We start from the raw sequence: 18,284 nt of genomic DNA on the forward strand, positions 1-18,284 counted from the left end.
TCCATAGCGGCATCGGCGGTGCACCTCTCCCCTTGTGGGAGAGGTCGGATCGCATCGTCAGATGCGATCCGGGTGAGGGGTATCTCTCCGCGCATCAAACTGCCATTCGCATTCGCAGATGCAGACCCCTCATCCGTCGCGGACTTCGTCCGCGCCACCTTCTCCCACAAGGGGAGAAGGAAGGCATGCCGAGCTTAGGAGCAATCGATGCTGGCAATTTCAGATCTCCACGTCGCCTACGGCCAGAGCGAGGTGCTGCACGGGCTCAACGTCAAGGTCGCGCCCAACGAGATCGTTGCGATCATGGGCCGCAACGGCATGGGCAAGACCACGCTGATGAAATCGCTGATGGGGATCCTGCCCGCCAAAAGCGGCTCGGTGACCATGGATGGCGCCGAGCTCGGCAGCCTCAAGAGCTTTGAGCGCGTCGCCAAGGGCCTCGCCTATGTGCCGCAGGGCCGCATGATCTTTTCCACCATGACGGTGAAGGAGAACATCGAAACCGGGCTCGTCGTCTCCGGCGGCTCCGAAGTGCCCGGCGACATCTACGAATTGTTCCCGGTGCTGCTGGAGATGAAAGGCCGGCGCGGCGGCAATCTCTCGGGCGGCCAGCAGCAGCAGCTCGCGATCGCGCGTGCGCTCGCGACCAAGCCGAAGGTTCTGCTGCTGGACGAGCCGACCGAAGGCATCCAGCCCTCGATCATCAAGGAGATGGCGCGCACGTTGAAGCGCATCCGCGACGAGAAGGGGCTCTCCATCGTCGTGTCCGAGCAGGTCCTGAGCTTTGCGCTCGATATCGCCGACCGCGTCCTGGTGATCGAGAACGGCGAGATCGTGCGGGACGATCCGCGCGATGCCGTCGATGCCGCGCAGGTCTCGAAATATCTGTCCGTCTAACCAACCGTAGTCAAAAGGGGAGCCTCTCGATGCCAGAGACACTGATCAAGGTCGATCTCACCAAATCGGCTTATGACAACGACATGGTGCACAACCGCTGGCACCCCGACATCCCGATCGTGGCCTGGGTCAATCCCGGCGACGATTTCATCATCGAGACCTATGACTGGACCGGCGGCTTCATCAAGAACAACGATTCCGCCGACGACGTGCGCGACATCGACCTGTCGATCGTGCACTTCCTGTCCGGACCGATCGGCGTCAAGGGCGCCGAGCCCGGCGACCTCCTCGTCGTCGACCTGCTCGACGTCGGTCCGCTCAAGGAAAGCCTGTGGGGCTTCAACGGCTTCTTCTCCAAGCAGAACGGCGGCGGCTTCCTCACCGACCATTTCCCGCTGGCGCAGAAGTCGATCTGGGACATCAAGGGCCTCTACACCTCGTCCCGCCACGTGCCCGGCGTGAACTTCGCAGGCCTCATCCATCCCGGCCTGATCGGCTGTCTGCCCGATCCCAAGATGCTGGACACCTGGAACAAGCGCGAGGCCGAGCTGATCTCGACCAATCCGACCCGCGTGCCTGGCCTTGCCAATCCGCCGTTCGCGCCGACCGCCCATGGCGGCCGCGCCAAGGGCGACGTCAAGGCCAAGATCGGCGCCGCAGGCGCGCGCACGGTGCCGCCGCGCGAGCATGGCGGCAATTGCGACATCAAGGATCTCTCGCGCGGCTCGAAGATCTACTTCCCGGTCTATGTGCCGGGCGCGGGTCTCTCCATGGGCGATCTGCACTTCAGCCAGGGCGACGGCGAGATCACCTTCTGCGGCGCCATCGAGATGGCCGGCTGGCTGCACCTGAAGGTCGAGGTGATCAAGGACGGCATGTCGAAGTACGGGATCAAGAACCCGATCTTCAAGCCGTCGCCGATCACGCCGAACTACAAGGACTATCTGATCTTCGAAGGCATCTCGGTCGACGAAGCCGGCAAGCAGCATTATCTCGACGTCCACATCGCCTATCGCCAGGCCTGCCTCAACGCGATCGAATACCTCAAGAAGTTCGGCTATTCCGGCGCCCAGGCCTATTCGATCCTCGGCACCGCGCCGTGCCAGGGCCATATCTCCGGCGTCGTCGACGTTCCCAACGCCTGCGCCACGCTGTGGCTGCCGACCGAGATCTTCGACTTCGACGTGATGCCGTCGGCGGCAGGGCCCATCAAGCACATCACCGGCGACATCCAGATGCCGATCTCGCCAGACAAGTGACGCTTGCGCTCCCTCTCCCCGCTCTTGCGGGGAGAGGGTTGGGGTGAGGGGCTGTCTCCACACGCGCGGCGGCAGCGAGTTGTGTGAACAGGCAACAGCGTAGGTGATGCTATGCCGGTCTACGAATATCTCTGTGACGATTGCGGTCCCTTCAAGGACCTGCGCCCGATGGCGGAATGCGACGATCCGCAAAGCTGTCCGCACTGCGAGAGCCCAGCGCCGCGGGTGATTCTGACCGCCCCGAATTTCTTCTGCATGCCGGCCGACAAGCGCAAGGCGCATGCCGTCAACGAGCGCAGTTCGCACGCGCCGCAGACGCTGGCGCAGTACAAGGCCTCGCACGGCCCCGGCTGCGGCTGCTGCTCGTCGGGCAAGACGGTGAAGGACAAGGGCTCGTCGGACAAGAAGAAACCGGCGCGGCTGATGACCAAGTCCAGAAGCGGCGCCAAGGGCTTTCCGACGGCGCGCCCCTGGATGATCAGCCACTAACGCGACACGCCAGCATCAGACAGACAAGGTACAGGAGCGCTCAACATGCTTCACGGTGACATCTCCAGCAGCAACGACACGGTCGGCGTCGCAGTCGTCAATTACAAGATGCCCCGCCTGCACACCAAGGCCGAGGTGCTCGACAACGCCCGCAAGATCGCCGACATGATCGTCGGCATGAAGCTCGGCCTGCCCGGCATGGACCTCGTGATCTTCCCGGAATATTCCACGCAAGGCATCATGTACGATTCCAAGGAGATGTACGAGACGGCGTCCATGGTACCCGGCGAGGAGACCGCGATCTTCGCCGAGGCCTGTCGCAAGGCCAAGGTCTGGGGCGTGTTCTCGCTGACCGGCGAGCGCCACGAGGAGCATCCGCACAAGGCGCCCTACAACACCTTGATCCTGATGAACGACAAGGGCGAGATCGTGCAGAAGTACCGCAAGATCATGCCCTGGGTGCCGATCGAGGGCTGGTATCCCGGCAATTGCACCTATGTCTCCGAGGGGCCGAAGGGTCTCAAGGTCAGCCTGATCATCTGCGACGACGGCAATTATCCCGAAATCTGGCGCGACTGCGCCATGAAGGGTGCCGAGCTGATCGTGCGCTGCCAGGGCTACATGTATCCGGCCAAGGAGCAGCAGGTCATGATCTCCAAGGCGATGGCATGGGCCAACAACGTCTATGTGGCGGTTGCCAATGCCGCCGGCTTCGACGGCGTCTATTCCTATTTCGGCCACTCCGCCATCATCGGCTTCGACGGCCGCACGCTCGGCGAATGCGGCGAGGAGGATTACGGCATCCAATACGCCCAGCTGTCGAAACATTTGATCCGCGACGCGCGCCGCAACGGCCAGTCGCAGAACCATCTCTACAAGCTGGTCCACCGCGGCTACACCGGCATGATCAATTCCGGCGACAGCCCGCGCGGCGTCGCGGCGTGTCCGTACGATTTCTACAAGAACTGGATCAAAGATCCCGAGGGCACGCGCGACATGGTCGAGGCGATGACCCGCGCGACGCCAGGCACCGACGAATGCCCGATCGACGGCATTCCGAACGGCGCGGCGGCCAGCAACTACTGAGCTGTTGCCAGGTCGCGCCTTACCCTCCCCTGGAGGCCGCATTTGAGAGCTTTCCCTGCGGCCATCCTTCGAGACGCCCGCCTTGGCGGGCTCCTCAGGATGAGGGCCGAAGTGCGCGGCGGCAAATTCAAAGAGCGCTGACGCTGATTAGCCTCATCCTGAGGAGGCGCGTAAGCGCCGTCTCGAAGGACGAGGCGTGCGCGCTGGCCGCTGGCACGAGTCATATGCGATAGCCCTGTCCTCCAGGGGAGGGTAAGCTAGCGCTTCTGCTCCGTGGGCCTGCGCGGGGGGCGCGGCGGCGCTGGTGTCCCGCTCATCTTGTTGGCGGCTTCGCTGACATCGAGCAGCGAGCGGCGGATGTCCTCGAGATAACCCGCCGACTTCTTCTTCATGGTGTCGGCAAGCTCGTGCAGCCCCTTGATCTTCTCGAACAGCTCGTCGGCCTTGCCGTCGACGAAGCCGGGCACCACGCCCTCGATCTTCGTGACCGCCTTGTCGAAGCCCGCGAAGGCGCTGTCGACCTTGGCCATGACGGAATCGATCTCGGCGCCCTTGCTGCGCAGGTCGGCGGTGTAATTTTCGAACGTGCTCAGGCCTTCCTTGATTGCGGGGGCATTGCTGACGATCGCGCGGTCGACGCTGTGCAGGGTTTCGACGATGGTTTCGGCGTCGCTGAGATCGGCGGTCAGGACGGGGACGCCGTCCGAGTCCAGCGGCACCGGTGGCGCGGAAGGCGCGCCCCCGATCAGTGAGATCGCAGCGACGCCGGTCAGGCCCTGGAACTCGATGCCCGCCACAGTGTCCTTGCGAATCGGCGCAGTGTTGTCGAGCATCACCAGCGCCACGATCCGGCGCGGACTCTCCAGCTTGATCGAGCGGATCTGGCCGGCCGGCACGCCGTCGAAATTGACCGGCCCGCCGCGGCGCAGGCCGCTGGCGGAGCCGCCCTCGAACACCACACGCAACTGGCTGCGGCTCTGGATGGTGCGCCATTTCTGCACGCCGAGAACGCCGCCGAGCGCCACGGCGATCACCGCCAGCGTCGCCGTTCCGATCACCAGATTGCTCGCACGTGCCATACGGGAGAGGTTTTACGGCCAAAGCAGGGAAGTTGGAAGGAGGCTATAATGGTACGTAGGGCGGGTTAGCGAAGCGTAACCCGCCATGTTCGCCTCATTAGCCCTGCAATTTGGCGGATTACGCTGGCGCTAATCCGCCCTACAGCCTCAATGCCCGGCCGCGCGCCTTGCCGCGGCGTTGTTGAGCACGATCAGGGCATCGACGGCCACGCCGGTCCTGGTGTTGATCAGGAACGGGTTGACGTCGATCGAGGCGATCCGGTCGCCGGCATCCGCGATCAAATTGGACAGGCCGACCAGCGCCTTCACCGCGGAGGCCTCGTGCAAGGCCGGCTTGCCGCGATAGCCGCGCATCTTGATGCCGGCCTTGGTACGGCCGATCAGGAACCGCGCCTCGGCCTCGTCCAGCGGCGCGCCGGCGAGCGCGACGTCCTTCATCAGCTCGATGTCGATGCCCCCGGTGCCGAACAGCACGACAGGCCCCATCTCGGCATCGAGCGAGGCGCCGACCACGAGCTCGAGCTCGGCCTTCACCTGCTGCGCGATCAGGACGCCGTCGAGCCTCGGCTTGCCTTTCAACTTGCTCACCCGGGCCGTGATATCGGCGAACGCCTTCTTCACCTCGGCCGCGCTGTTCAGGTTCAACACCACGCCGCCGATGTCGGACTTGTGCAGGATCTCCGCGCTGACGACCTTGGCCACGACCGGAAATCCGATCTGCTTGGCGATCTCTGCGGCTTCCGTCGCCGTCTGTGCGATCGCCTCCTTCGAGACCGGAATGCCATACGCCTTCAAGAGCTTCTTCGAGGCGACCTCGTCGAGCGCGGCGCCGCTTGCCGATTTCAGCGCCTTCTCCAGCACGGTGCGGGCGGCAGGCTTCGAGCTCGAGACAATGTCTGGCACCTCCTTGCGCAGCTTGCCGTAGGCGAGCAGCGACTTGATCGCGGTCACCGCCCGGTCCATGCCCTGCATGACCGCAAGATGCGGCAGCGACTTGCGCAGGGATTTGGTGAATTCGGTGAAGCCGATCGACATCGCGCTGATATAGATCACGGGCTTGCCGCCCTTGCTCGCCATTTCGTCGACGATGCGCAAATTGCGCTCGCGCAGCTCGTGCGGCGCCTTCGGCAGCTCGGCATCGATGATGACGATGTCGATATCGGGATCGTCGATCATCAGCTTGATCGACTTCATGTAGACGGAGGGATCGACGACCGCGGCAAAGCCGGCATCGAGCGGATTGCCGACGATCGAGCCCGGCCCGAGCATCTTCGCCAGCTCCGAGCTGACATGCGGGCTCAGCGGTGCGAACTTCAGGCCTTCTGCGTCGAAGGCGTCGATCAGCATGCCGCGCTTGCCGCCCGACAGCGTGACGGCGGCGAGCCGGTCGCCTTTGGGCACGGCCGCGTGGACGAAGCATTCGGTGGTCTCGATCAGCTCGTCGAGCCCGCCGACCCGGATCACGCCTTCGCGCGTTGCAACCGCGTCGAACGTCTCGATCGAGCCCGCGAGCGCGCCGGTGTGCGCCATCGCGGCGGCACGGCCGCCTTCGGAGGTGCCGAGCTTGAGCGCGATCACGGGCTTGCTTGCGGCGCGCGCCGCCTTGCAGGCATCGCGGAACGCCCTGGTGTTGCGCACGCCTTCGAGGTAGACGACGATCACCTTGATGCTCGGATCCTCGGCGAAATAGCGCATCAGGTCCGGCGTCTCGAGCCCTGCCTCGTTGCCGGTCGTCACCATGTAGCCGACGCCGACGCCGCGATCCTCCAGCGCCTGGCGGATCGCCATGACGATCGCGCCCGATTGCCCGGCGATCGCCACCGTGCCCTGTTCCATGGTGACGATTCGATCGTCGATGTTGGTGAAGAGCTTTTCGCCGGCACTCAGATTGCCGAGGCAGTTCGGGCCCGTGACCGCAAGTCCCGTCTCGCGCACGGCCGCCTGCAATTCGGCGGCGAGCTTTTGGCTTTCCTCGTCCTGCAGCTCGCTGAAGCCGGAGGTGACGATCGTGGCCGAGCGCGCGCCGGCCGCCGCGGCGTCGCGGATCACCTGGACCGCAAAACGCGCCGGCACCAGCACCAGAACGTGATCGGGCTTCTCCGGGAGGCTCGCAAAGTCCTTGTAGCAGGGAACGCCCCAGATGGTGTCGCGCTTGGCGTTGACCGGATAGAGGCCGCCCTCGTAGCCGTACTTGACCAGATTGTTCCAGATGCGTTCGGCATAATTGCCAGGCTTGTCGGTCGCGCCCACCAGCACGATGTTGCGCGGGTGCAGCATCGCGTGGATGCCCTTGACGATGTCGCTGGCATCGGACGACGGAGACCATGGATGGAACGCGGACGCAGCGGACACCTGGGCTTCCATGCCGTGACCTCACCTGTTGTTCTTCTTGGTCGAGCGCCACTCCGTTCTATGGCGAGTCCGTTGGACTGGCAACCACGGGGCATGCCGTGTGGTGGAATGAGCGATGCTGCCGCGTGTCGTCGGCGCGGTGGGCGATATGCCGGCTCCGATCAATGTCGCATGCAGGACGTAACGCTCGGGACCGGGGGCGACCGCGTCGAATGGCCAGCAGGTCGCGAGAACAAGCTCGAAGCCCTGTGTCCTGGCGTCGATGCCCGATGCATCGAAGCGGACCACGGCCGAGGAATCCGCGCGATAGCGGAAATGTCCACCGTCGCGACGCGTGACATCGATGATGTCGCCAATGACGACGTTGCGCAGGAAGCGGAAATGAGTGTCGCGATGGGCGGCATAGACGGCAGTCCCGCGCTCGCCCGCATCGGCTGTGTGCTGGACATGGCCGGGTCCGAAAGCGAGCGCCTGTCCGCTCGCACCTTGCAGCACGATGGCGCTGGCGCCGATTCGCTTGACCTCGATCCGCGCCACCGGCCAGGTGTCGGCCCAGAACCACGGCTTCACCGCCTGTCCGGTCGCGATGCTTCGGTCGAACGCCCGCGCCAGCAGCACCTGCGCGAGCCACGCCTTGGCGTGGATGTAGGCGCCGTCGCCGAACAGGATGAGGCCGATCAGGGCCAGAACCAGAGGAGAGATGAGTCGGGGCATTGTTTCTACACTCGTCATTGCGAGCGAAGCGAAGCAATCCAGAGACTTTCCGCGGAGGCAGCCTGGATTGCTTCGCTGCGCTGGCAATGACCTTGAGAAAAAGGCGCGCGCGGCCGTTGGTGACGGGACAGGCAGCCGCGCGCGCTAACAGAGGAGTCGGGGGGCTCCTCTCTCAAGCGGCGTTGGTGAGCAAGGGCCGACGCCGGTTGAACACGAACAGGACAAGGGCGAGCACGATCAGGATCAGGCCTGCGATCATTTTCAGCCCGGCCGAGGTCGCCGTCTTGGGCAGGCGGATCGCATCGGGCGCTGCGGGCGTCGGGCGCCGCGCGGCCGGTGAGGCGGCTGCATCGGCATGGCGCTCGCGCAACTGCGCCGGGATCTGCGGCCGTTCGCCAAACACCTTCTCGAAATCCCAGCCGGCCGGCAGGTTGATCGGCAATTCGCTGAGCTTGAGCGGCGCGCCTTCGGGGCGGCTCGGCGTCTTGTCGACGGCGACCAGGCTAGTCAGGCGCGTGACGATCTGATGGTCGAGCGCCAGCGCCAGGATCGCCTTGTCCGCCTCCTCGGGGGCGAGCTCCCGCATGGCGCGCGCCACTTCGGCGTCGCCGATCTTGCGCCTGGCCCAGAGTTTCGACAGGCCCTTGCCTTCGGCAGCTTGTTGCAGCGGCAGCGTCACCGACCATGGACGGTCGCCGACCCGTCCCCTGATCTCGAGCGCGCCTGCGAGCTTGTCGAGCTTTGCCGCCAGCACCAGCGGCTCGTCGCGATAGACGTCCGGGATGATCGCCGGTGTGACGTCGGCGTTGGCCCCGGAGAATTTCGCGGTGAGGCCGGTCACGGCCGGGTTTTCGAGCTTGGCGAACAGGCCGCGCATGCGCTCCTCCACCTGCTCGACCGAGCCGATATGGGTGAAAGCGCCGCGGCCGAGCTCGGCGGCGCGGGTCATCAGATAGGTGTTGGGTGCCGACCCGATGCCGACCATGAAGACACGCGAGCGACCGCGCATCGCCGTGATCGCTTCGAACAATTGCTGCTCGTTGCCGATTGTGCCGTCGGTCAGGAAAACGACCTGGCGAACCATGCCGGTGTCGCCGAGCTTGTCGGATAGCGCTGCGCGCATCGCCGGCACCATCTCGGTGCCGCCGCGCGCCTGCAAAGCGCTCACGAACGAGGTGGCCTCGCCGACATGCGCGGCATCTGCCGGCACGGAAGCGGGAAACAGCACGTCCATGGTGTCGTCGAAGCGAATGACGTTGAAGCGGTCGGTTGGCTGGAGCCGGGAGAGCGCGTAAGTGAGGCTCGCCTTGGCCTGGACGATCGACGTGCCGCCCATCGACCCCGAATTGTCGATCACGAACACGACCTCGCGTGGCAGCGGCTTTTTTGTCGCCTGCTCGGTGCCGGGCGGGGTGACGAAGGCGAGCAGATAATCGGCGTCGCCGACGCGTTCGCGGAACAGGCCGACCGATGGCGCTTTCTCGGCGGCGGGCTTCCAGGTCAGCTCGAAGTCGCGGTCGGCGGGGACGACGCCGTCGGCGAGCGTGACGGTCCGTGTGGTGCTGTCCGGGCTGTCGATCTTGACGTTATGGTGGTGGCTCTTGACCTCGCCAAGCGCGAAGCCGGCGTTTAGGCGCACCGTGATGCTGGTCGGATTGACCGGCGCAGCCTTGGCGGGATCCAGCACGGGCGGCGAGATGCGGTCACGATCCGTTACAGGGTCCGACGTCGTCGCGCCCCAGCCCGATCCGTCCTTGCGGAAGTCGACGCTCTGGACGATCGGCGCCGGATTGTAGCGCGGTCCGACCACTAGCGGCAGGCGGAGCGAATATTCGTTGCCGGATTGATGCACCGGCTCCTGATATTCGATCTGCACCAGCACGGTTTCGCCGGGGCCGATATTGGCAACCGAATTGGTGAAGATGTTCGGCCGTTCCTGCTCGGTGAGCGCGGCCCTCTGGCCGGCGCGGCGCGCCTCTTCGTAGATGACGCGCGCCTGCTGCCGCTCCTTGACGTCTCCCACGATGATGCGATCGCCGACCACCATCTTCAGCGTATCGACGGCCCCGCCGGTCGCGAGCGGATAGACATAGGTCGCCTCGACCCAATCCTGGGTCGGGTTGCGGAACACCTGAGTGATCCGGGCACGCAAGGTCGGGCCGGAAACCGTGATGTCGACGTCGATGCCGAGGCGTATCGCTTCCGTGATGGCGTCGCCGTCCTTCAGAAGCAGGCTTCCGGACCTGGCATCGCCGGGCTGGAGCAGGCTGGCCTGCTCGGTCGTTGCCGACCAACCCGTCCCGAAGCTGACGAGCAGGGCCACGAAGGCCATCAGCATCACCGCGATGCCCTGCGCGAGGAGCAACAATCCGAACTTGATCAGTCCTTTCAACAGGGGGTGCTCGTCGTTGGCGGCTGTGTCGTAGGTGTCCATTTGGCCTGCTCCCGAAAAAGCGTTTGCTGGCTCCGAGCATTCGCCGGGAGCGGCCGCTTTCGCGAGCAGAATGATCGGCAATGTTCCGCCACGGCCGGCCGGGTGCGCCGTGGCCGGGGCGGCCATGTGCGGTTTTGTGCTGGTTTGTCCGGCCTGCTAGAGTGGCCGTGCTGGAGCAGGGCTAACGATGCAGATGCAGGACAAGGTTTCCGACAAGCAGCTTTCGGACGAACAGAGCCGCGAGATCGCGGAGACCATCCGCGAGGAGCTCGCGCGGCGCCGGATGTCCCGGCAGGCGCTGGCCGAGCAGGCCAAGCTCAGCCTCTCGACGCTGGAGAAGGTGCTCGGCGGACGACGCCCATTCACGCTGGCGACCACGGTCCGGCTGGAGCAGGCACTGGGGGTTTCCTTACGCAAAGGTCCCGTCGTGCCGGCGCCTCAGGCCGCCAACGATGTCGCTCCCGACAGCCTCGGCTCCTATGCGCATCGCGCCGTGACCTGGCTCGAAGACGTCTACATCACGTTGCGGCCGTCCTTTGGCGACAAGGACGCGATTTTTGCCTACCGCACCGAGATCGTGTGGGAGCCGAAAGTCTCTTCGCTGGTCTTCCGCGAGGGCGATCGAACCGATGCCGCCTACGAGCATACCGGCGAGGTCGCCGTCCCCCATCAGTCCGGCTTCATCTACCTCGTCATCATCAAGCACGGCCAGCACCGCGTGATCACGGTGTCGCGGCCGACGGTGTCCGGCGAGATGTACGGCATCATCTCGACGCTCCGTGCAGGGCCTGGTTCGCAGCTCACGCCGATCGCGGCACCGATCGCCTACGTGCCGCTCAGAAACGTCCCGCAGCCATCCCTGGGGCGGGTTGCGTCTGGCGATGCCAATCACGCCCTGTATCGAAAGCATCTGCGCCGCACGGTGGAAGAGCCTTTTGCGCTGTTCTTGACGCAATAATCCGCGATCGACGGGCCGGCACGCCGAAAAACAAAAGGACGCTGTGGTCAGGCGTTGGCGACCTTCTTGTCGACCTCCGAAGCCACCGAGAATTCCTTGCGCAAGGTCGGCTTGTGGATCTTGCCGGTGGCGTTGCGCGGCAGCGCGTCGACGAAGCGGATCTGGCGCGGGCACTTGAAGCGCGCGAGATTGGCCGCGCAATGTGCGAAGACGTCGGCCTCGGTGAGCTTCTGGCCGGGCTTGACCGCGACGATGGCAAGGCCGACCTCGCCCCATTGCGGATCGGGAATGCCGATCACGGCGGCTTCGGCGATGGCACTGAGCTGATGCAGGACGTTCTCGACCTCGGCCGGATAGACGTTCTCGCCGCCGGAGATGTACATGTCCTTCCAGCGGTCGACGATGTAGTAGAAGCCTTCCTCGTCGATGCGCGTCGCATCGCCGGTGTGCAGCCAGCCGTCGGTGAAGGAGGTCTTGTTCGCCTCCGGCCTGTTCCAATAGCCCGGCGTGATGTTGGGACCCCTAACCCAGAGCTCGCCAAGCTCGCCGACATCGGCATCGCTGCCGTCGGGGCGCACGATGCGCACCTCCGTATGCAGCACCGGCTTGCCGGCGGAGCCGGCCTTGCGCGCCGCATCCTCGCGATCGAGCACCAGGACGGCCGGCGAGGTCTCGGTCATGCCGTAACCCTGTTGCAGGGCGACGCCGCGCGCCTCCCACACTTTCAGCAGCGGTACCGGCATCGGCGCACCGCCGACACCACCGACGATCAGCCGGCTGAGGTCGGTCGTCGCAAACGCGGGATGCTGCGCCATGAACTGGTAGATCGCCGGCACGCCGAAGAACACGTTGATACCCTGCGCGGGATCGTTGATCAGGCCGAGTGCGGTGCCGGGATCGAAGGCGCGCATGATCATCACGGTGCCGCCGGCATGCAGCACCGGATTGGTGTAGCAGTTGAGACCGCCGGTGTGGAATAACGGCAGCACGGTGAGAAGCACCGAGGATGGCCCGATGCAGGCGGGGCCGCCGAGATTGACGCAATTCCAGAAGGTCATGCCATGGGTGATGGTCGCGCCCTTCGGATGGCCCGTCGTGCCCGATGTGTACATGATGGTCGAGACGTCATCGAGCGTGACTTCCTCGGCGCGGTCGAGCGGCTTTGCGGCGGCGATGCCGGCCTCGTAGGACCCGCCCGGGCCGAGCAGCAGGCTGGTCGCGACGCCGCAGAGCTTGGCGACGGCAAGCGCCGTCTCGGCGAGATCGAGGTCGTGGATCATCACCTTCGGCGCACAATCGGCCGTGATGAATTGAAGCTCGGGAACGGTGAGGCGGGTGTTCAGCGGCACGAAGATGGCGCCGAGGCGACCGCAGGCAAACTGTACCTCCAGCGTATCGGTCGTATTCAGCGCCAGCACTGCGACACGGTCGCCGCGCGAGACGTTCAGCGTATGACGCAGCAACGAAGCGAGGCGGGAGACGCGGGCGTCCAACTGCGAATAGGTAAAGCGGCGCTCGCTCGCGAGGTCGATCACCGCGACCTTGTTCGGAGTGCGGCGGCCATGATGAACGATCCAGTCGTAGTAACGAACGGCCAAAAATACCTCCCCTGCGCACTATGCCGGCGTGGCCCTGGGGCCAGCCGGAGTCTGTGCAGCAACGTTTTTTTGCGCCAGAGTTGGCCTGTGCGCGACGAAAATCGTCTTGCGTTGAGTTGCTAGGCCGTAGGCCGCGGCGGAGCGGCACCTTTCGGACAGCCACTCTGCGCAAGTGAATGGCAAATGTTCCAGCCATGGTGGACCAGCGAATCCGCCAACAGGGCGAGACCAATGAAAAGCCCGTTCTATACCGCCGAGCACGACGCCTTCCGCGACGTGATGCGCCGCTTCGTCGAGAAGGAGATCACCCCGTTCGCTCATGAATGGGACGAGGCCGGCGAATTTCCCCGTGAGCTCTATCGCAAGGCGGCGGAGATCGGCCTGTTGGGACTCGGATTTCCCGAGGAATATGGCGGGATCGCCGCCGATCAGTTCATGAAGATCGTGGCCAGCCAGGAGCTGGCGCGCGCCGGTGCGGGCGGCGTCAGTGCCAGCCTGATGAGCCACACCATCGGCTCGCCGCCGATCGCGCGCGCGGCGCGGCCCGAGGTGAAGGCGCGCGTGCTGCCGCAGGTGCTGTCGGGCGAGAAGATCTCCGCGCTCGCGATCACCGAGCCGGGCGGTGGCTCCGATGTCGCGGGCCTCCGCACCAGGGCACGGCGCGACGGCGATCACTATGTGGTGAGCGGAGAAAAGACATTCATCACCTCGGGGATGCGTGCCGATTATCTGACCGTTGCGGTGCGCACCGGCGGCGAGGGCGCGGGCGGCGTCAGCCTGCTCCTGATCGAAGGAGATACGCCAAGCCTGTCGCGCACCAAGCTCAAGAAGATGGGATGGTGGGCCTCCGACACTGCGACGCTGCATTTCGACGAATGTCGCGTGCCGGCCGGTAACCTGATCGGCGAGGAGGGCCAGGGCTTCAAGATCATCATGCAGAACTTCAACAGCGAGCGCATGGGCATGGCGGCAGGCTGCACCGCCTTCGCCCGCGTCTGCCTCGATGAGGCCATTGCCTACGCCAAGGAGCGCAAGACCTTCGGCAAGCCGCTCGCCCAGCACCAGGTCATCAGGCACAAGATCGTCGACATGGCGCAGAAGGTGGCAGCCTCGCAGGCAATGCTGGAGATGCTGGCCTGGCGGCTCGAGCAGGGCGAGAGCCCGGTCGCGGAAATCTGCATGATGAAGAACCAGGCGACGCAGACCATGGCGTTCTGTGCCTCGGAAGCCGTACAGATTTTTGGCGGCGCCGGCTTCATGCGCGGCATCAAGGCCGAGCGCATCTATCGCGAGGTCAAGGTTAACGCCATCGGCGGCGGCACCGAGGAGATCATGAAGGATCTGGCGTCGCGGCAGATGGGTCTATGAGTGGTCTCTCCTCGCGTCATTCCGGGGCGCGAGCGAAGCGGAGCGAGCTCGGAATCCATAGCCACAGGTTGGGGTTATGGATTCCGGGCCCGCGCCAAATGGCGCGTCCCGGAATGACGAGGCTGAGACAAGATGCTATTCACCGCCGACCACGACGACATCCGCCGTTCCTTACAAAAATTCATCGCGAACGAGATCAATCCCCATGTCGATGAATGGGAGAAGGCCGACATCTTCCCGGCCCACGAGCTGTTCAAGAAGATGGGCAGCCTCGGCTTCCTCGGGCTGAACAAGCCGGTCGAGTTCGGCGGCTCCGGTCTCGATTATTCCTATGCGCTGATGATGGCGGAGGAGCTCGGCGCCATCACCTGCGGCGGCGTGCCGATGGCGATCGGAGTGCAGACCGACATGGCGACGCCGGCGCTGGCGCGGTTCGGCTCGGATGAGGTGCGGCGCGAGTTTCTGGCGCCTTCGATTTCCGGAGATTACGTCGCCTGCATCGGCGTCTCCGAGCCCGGCGCAGGGTCAGACGTCGCCTCGATCAAGACGCAGGCGCGCTCCGACGGCGACGATTACGTCATCAATGGCGGCAAAATGTGGATCACCAACGGCACGCAGGCCGACTGGATCTGCCTGCTCGCCAATACCGGCGACGGCCCCGTCCACCGCAACAAGTCGCTGATCTGCGTGCCCATGAAGAGCAAGGGCGTCACGGTCGCGCGCAAGCTCGACAAGATGGGGATGCGCTCCTCCGACACGGCGCAGATCTTCTTCGACAATGTCCGCGTGCCCAAGCGCAACCGGATCGGCGAGGAGGGCAAGGGTTTTACCTACCAGATGATCCAGTTCCAGGAGGAGCGGCTGTGGGGCGCGGCGGCCTGCCTCAAGTCGCACGAATACATCATCGACCAGACCATCGAATACACGCGCAACCGCAAGGCTTTTGGCCAGAGCATCCTCGACAACCAGGTCGTGCACTTCAAGCTCGCGGAGATGCAGACCGAGGTCGAGCTGCTGCGCGCGCTGATCTATCGTGCCGCCGAGCAGCTGGTCGCTGGCGAAGACGTGACGCGGCTCGCGACCATGGCCAAGCTGAAGGCCGGCCGCCTCGGCCGCGAGCTCACCGACGCCTGCTTGCAATATTGGGGCGGAATGGGCTTTACCAACGAGACGCCGGTCAGCCGCGCCTATCGCGACAGCCGCCTGACCTCGATCGGCGGCGGTGCCGACGAGGTCATGCTGATGGTCCTGTGCAAGATGATGGGCACGTTGCCTGGGAGCAAGGGAAACGCCTGATGATCACGCTCTATCACTGCGACGCCGCGCGCTCTTTTCGCCCGCTCTGGATGCTGGAGGAGATGGGGCTGGCCTATGAGCTGAAGATGTTGCCGTTCCCGCCGCGAGTCTTCGCCAAGGAATATCTTGCGCTCAATCCGCTCGGCACCATTCCCTTCATGGTCGACGGCGAGACCAAGATGACCGAGTCCTCCGGCATCTGCCATTATCTCGGCATCAAACACGGCCCGACGCCGCTGATGGTCGGACCGGAGGATCCCGCCTATGGCGCCTTCCTGAACTGGATGTATTTCAGCGATGCCACGTTAACCTTTCCGCAGACGCTGGTGCTCCGATACACCCAGCTCGAGCCGGAGGAGCGTCGCAACCCGCAGGTGGCCGGCGACTATGCCAAATGGTTCTTGGGCCGACTGCGCGCTGTCGAGGCAGCCACCGCGAATGCCGAAACATTGTGCGCGGGCCGCTTCACCGCCGCTGACATTGTCATCGGCTACGCGCTTCGACTGGCGAGCAACATCGGGCTCGCCAAGGATTTTGGGCCAAATGTCGCAGCCTATTGGGCACGCCTGCAGCAGCGCGACGGCTTCAAGCGTGCTGTTGCCGCGGAGCAGAAGGCTGGCGTCGAGCAAAATGTTGCGCCGAGGGCGAGGCCGTAGAGCAGACGGTCATTCCGGGGCGATGCGAAGCATCGAGCCCGGAATCTCGAGGTTCCGGGCTAGGTCCTGCGGATCGTCCCGGAACGACGATGCTGTTTTCATGACAGCGCTATCCCATCGTGACAGCGGCCAAATTTCCGCTAAGGTGACCTCCGTCCGCAGCGGCCAGAGAGCCGCGCGAGGAGGAACCCAATGGAAGATAAAGGTCGCGAATCCGACCATCTGATGCTGATCACGCCGGAGCGGGTCTTCTATGCCGGCCTGCTCGGGCGCCCGCGCAAGCGGACCCCCGGCTGCTGCCATGTCTATGTCGCGGTGAAGGGCAGCCTGCATCTGACGATCGACGACGTCCACACCTCGGATGAATTGCTCGTGACCCTGCCGAACCAGCGCCACACCATCGCCAGCGATTATCGCACCGTCATCAGCGTGACGCTGGAGCCCGAAAGCATGCCGGACGGCGTGATCGAGGCCCTCGCCACACGGCTGCGCGGGCCGGACAAAGCCGCCTATGCCCGCAAGATTCTCGCCGCCTACGCGTTGCTGCGCCAGCGCCGCTATGGCGACATCACCACCGCCGAGTTCGACGAGATGTGCTTTGGCGAGGCGCTGCCGCGCCGCGTGCTCGATCCGCGCATCACCCGGGCCGTAGCCCGCATCGAGCGCTTCTCCGGAGAGCCGGTGACAGCCGATACTTGCGCCGCCGAAGCCGGACTGTCCGCCTCGCGTTTCCTGCATCTGTTCAAGGAAGAGACCGGCATCTCCTTCCGCTCCTTCCGCGCCTGGAAGCGCGCGCGGCATCTGCTGCACTTCGCCAACCAGGATCTCAACCTCGCCCATCTCGCGCAGGACATCGGCTATCCCGATTCTACGCATTTCAGCCACTCGATCCGCCGCTTCTACGGGTTGAAGCCGCGCGCGATCTTCGTCGGCTCGCGCGACCTTGCGATCTACCGCAGCACCGAGACGGTGCGGCTGGCGGAGGCGAGCTAGCGCTGACGTAGGGTGGGTTAGCGCAGCGTAACCCACCTCATCTGCTTCCGCGTAGAGAGACAGTGGCGGGTTACGCCTTCGGCTAACCCACCCTACGATTCCCCGTTTTTTCCAGCTTCTCCGCGCAAGAAGCCGCATGCCGCCCATCACATGATCGCAAACGTTGAATTCTCAACGTGCGAGATATTGTTGGCATGAGCGACAAGGCCGTCATCACCTGCGCGCTGAACGGCGTGCTCACCGACCCCAAGCAGCACAACGTACCCGTGACGCCCGAGCAGATGGCGCGCGAAGCCAAGGCCGCGTTCGAGGCCGGCGCGTCGGTCATGCACATCCATCTGCGCCAGCAGGCGCCGGGCAAGGGACACCTGCCGTCCTGGGAGGTGAGCGTCAGCAGGGAGATCCAGCAGGCGATCCGCGAAGCCTGCCCCGGCGTGATCATCAACCACACCTCGGGCGTATCGGGGCCGAACTACTCCGGCGCGCTCGACTGCATTCGCGAGACCAAGCCCGAGATCGCTGCCTGCAACGCCGGCTCGCTCAATTACTTGAAGGTGAAGGCGGACAACACCTGGGCCTGGCCGCCGATGATGTTCGACAACGCGGTCGAGAAGGTGAAGGACTATCTCGACGTCATGAACGCGGTCGGCACCATCCCCGAGTTCGAATGCTTCGACGTCGGCATCGTCCGCTGCGTCGGCATGTACCATCAGGTCGGCATGTACAGGGGACCGCTCGAATATAACTTCGTGATGGGCGTTGCCTCCGGCATGCCCGCCGATCCCGAGCTGCTGCCGATCCTGATCAAGCTGAAGCGTCCCGAGGCGCATTTCCAGGTTACCGCCATCGGCCGCGAGGAGATCTGGCCGCTGCACCAGCGCTGCGCCGAGCTCGGGGGACACTTGCGCACGGGGCTCGAGGATACGTTCTATCTCGCCGACGGCAAGAAGGTGACGTCGAACGGCCAGTTGATCGAGGCCATCGCCGCCTGCGCACGGCGGGCGGGCCGCGACATCGCGAGCCCGGCCGAAGCGCGGAAGATCTTTGGGACGAATCGGTAAAGTATCGCCTCACCCGTCATTGCGAGCGAAGCGAAGCAATCCAG

At 64.7% G+C, this 18,284-nt stretch carries 14 protein-coding genes and 1 pseudogene; 10 read left to right on the plus strand and 5 right to left on the minus strand.

The genetic code is table 11. From position 1 onward, the window contains the following. Positions 1-207: 207 nt before the first annotated feature. The 4 genes from urtE (at position 208) to DCM79_RS07275 (ending at position 3,731) form a co-directional block, all read left to right on the plus strand. Positions 208-897, plus strand: coding sequence for an urea ABC transporter ATP-binding subunit UrtE (gene urtE, locus DCM79_RS07260; RefSeq protein ID WP_028133834.1), 690 nt, complete (start codon positions 208-210; stop codon positions 895-897). Between the two features lie 29 nt (positions 898-926). After that, complete coding sequence (gene fmdA, locus DCM79_RS07265) at positions 927-2,156, plus strand: formamidase (protein ID WP_257179288.1); 1,230 nt, start codon at positions 927-929, stop codon at positions 2,154-2,156. 111 nt (positions 2,157-2,267) lie between these two features. After that, positions 2,268-2,645: a zinc ribbon domain-containing protein gene (locus DCM79_RS07270; RefSeq protein WP_257179289.1), complete on the plus strand. Its 378-nt coding sequence runs from the start codon at positions 2,268-2,270 to the stop codon at positions 2,643-2,645. A 45-nt stretch (positions 2,646-2,690) separates the two neighbouring features. Then, positions 2,691-3,731: an aliphatic amidase gene (locus DCM79_RS07275; protein WP_257179290.1), complete on the plus strand. Its 1,041-nt coding sequence runs from the start codon at positions 2,691-2,693 to the stop codon at positions 3,729-3,731. A gap of 257 nt (positions 3,732-3,988) precedes the next feature. Here the strand turns inward: DCM79_RS07275 and DCM79_RS07280 are convergent, their stop codons facing one another. From DCM79_RS07280 to DCM79_RS07295, 4 genes and pseudogenes are all read right to left on the minus strand, one after another. Continuing rightward, positions 3,989-4,810 (minus strand): MlaD family protein, encoded by an 822-nt coding sequence (locus DCM79_RS07280; protein ID WP_257179291.1) that lies wholly within the window; start codon positions 4,808-4,810, stop codon positions 3,989-3,991. A gap of 147 nt (positions 4,811-4,957) precedes the next feature. Next, positions 4,958-7,174: an acetate--CoA ligase family protein gene (locus DCM79_RS07285; protein WP_257179292.1), complete on the minus strand. Its 2,217-nt coding sequence runs from the start codon at positions 7,172-7,174 to the stop codon at positions 4,958-4,960. 144 nt (positions 7,175-7,318) lie between these two features. Then, positions 7,319-7,876 (minus strand): annotated as a pseudogene (locus DCM79_RS07290) (class GN sortase); the annotation flags it as partial. 172 nt (positions 7,877-8,048) lie between these two features. Next, positions 8,049-10,310: a marine proteobacterial sortase target protein gene (locus DCM79_RS07295; protein WP_257179293.1), complete on the minus strand. Its 2,262-nt coding sequence runs from the start codon at positions 10,308-10,310 to the stop codon at positions 8,049-8,051. Positions 10,311-10,497: 187 nt separating this feature from the next. Here DCM79_RS07295 and DCM79_RS07300 point away from each other — a divergent pair, with 187 nt between their 5' ends. Further along, complete coding sequence (locus DCM79_RS07300; protein ID WP_257179294.1) at positions 10,498-11,268, plus strand: helix-turn-helix transcriptional regulator; 771 nt, start codon at positions 10,498-10,500, stop codon at positions 11,266-11,268. 47 nt (positions 11,269-11,315) lie between these two features. On the opposite strand, the gene DCM79_RS07305 is transcribed toward DCM79_RS07300, so the two are convergent. After that, positions 11,316-12,866, minus strand: a complete 1,551-nt coding sequence (locus DCM79_RS07305) for a long-chain fatty acid--CoA ligase (protein ID WP_257179295.1) — start codon at positions 12,864-12,866, stop codon at positions 11,316-11,318. 231 nt (positions 12,867-13,097) lie between these two features. On the opposite strand from DCM79_RS07305, the gene DCM79_RS07310 reads away from it, so the two are divergent. The 5 genes from DCM79_RS07310 (at position 13,098) to DCM79_RS07330 (ending at position 18,240) form a co-directional block, all read left to right on the plus strand. Continuing rightward, positions 13,098-14,234, plus strand: a complete 1,137-nt coding sequence (locus tag DCM79_RS07310) for an acyl-CoA dehydrogenase family protein (RefSeq protein WP_257179296.1) — start codon at positions 13,098-13,100, stop codon at positions 14,232-14,234. Between the two features lie 132 nt (positions 14,235-14,366). Then, complete coding sequence (locus tag DCM79_RS07315) at positions 14,367-15,530, plus strand: acyl-CoA dehydrogenase family protein (protein ID WP_257179297.1); 1,164 nt, start codon at positions 14,367-14,369, stop codon at positions 15,528-15,530. After that, positions 15,530-16,186, plus strand: a complete 657-nt coding sequence (locus tag DCM79_RS07320) for a glutathione S-transferase family protein (RefSeq protein WP_257179298.1) — start codon at positions 15,530-15,532, stop codon at positions 16,184-16,186. Before DCM79_RS07315 ends, DCM79_RS07320 begins: the two co-directional genes overlap by 1 nt. A gap of 192 nt (positions 16,187-16,378) precedes the next feature. Further along, on the plus strand, positions 16,379-17,179 hold the full coding sequence (locus DCM79_RS07325; RefSeq protein ID WP_257179299.1) for an AraC family transcriptional regulator: 801 nt from the start codon (positions 16,379-16,381) through the stop codon (positions 17,177-17,179). 194 nt (positions 17,180-17,373) lie between these two features. Beyond that, a complete protein-coding gene (locus DCM79_RS07330) occupies positions 17,374-18,240 on the plus strand; it encodes a 3-keto-5-aminohexanoate cleavage protein (protein WP_257179300.1) in 867 nt (288 codons plus the stop codon). Positions 18,241-18,284 lie beyond the last annotated feature (44 nt).

Origin of the sequence: Bradyrhizobium sp. WBOS07 (genome assembly GCF_024585165.1) — a bacterium.
GTDB lineage: Bacteria > Pseudomonadota > Alphaproteobacteria > Rhizobiales > Xanthobacteraceae > Bradyrhizobium > Bradyrhizobium japonicum_B.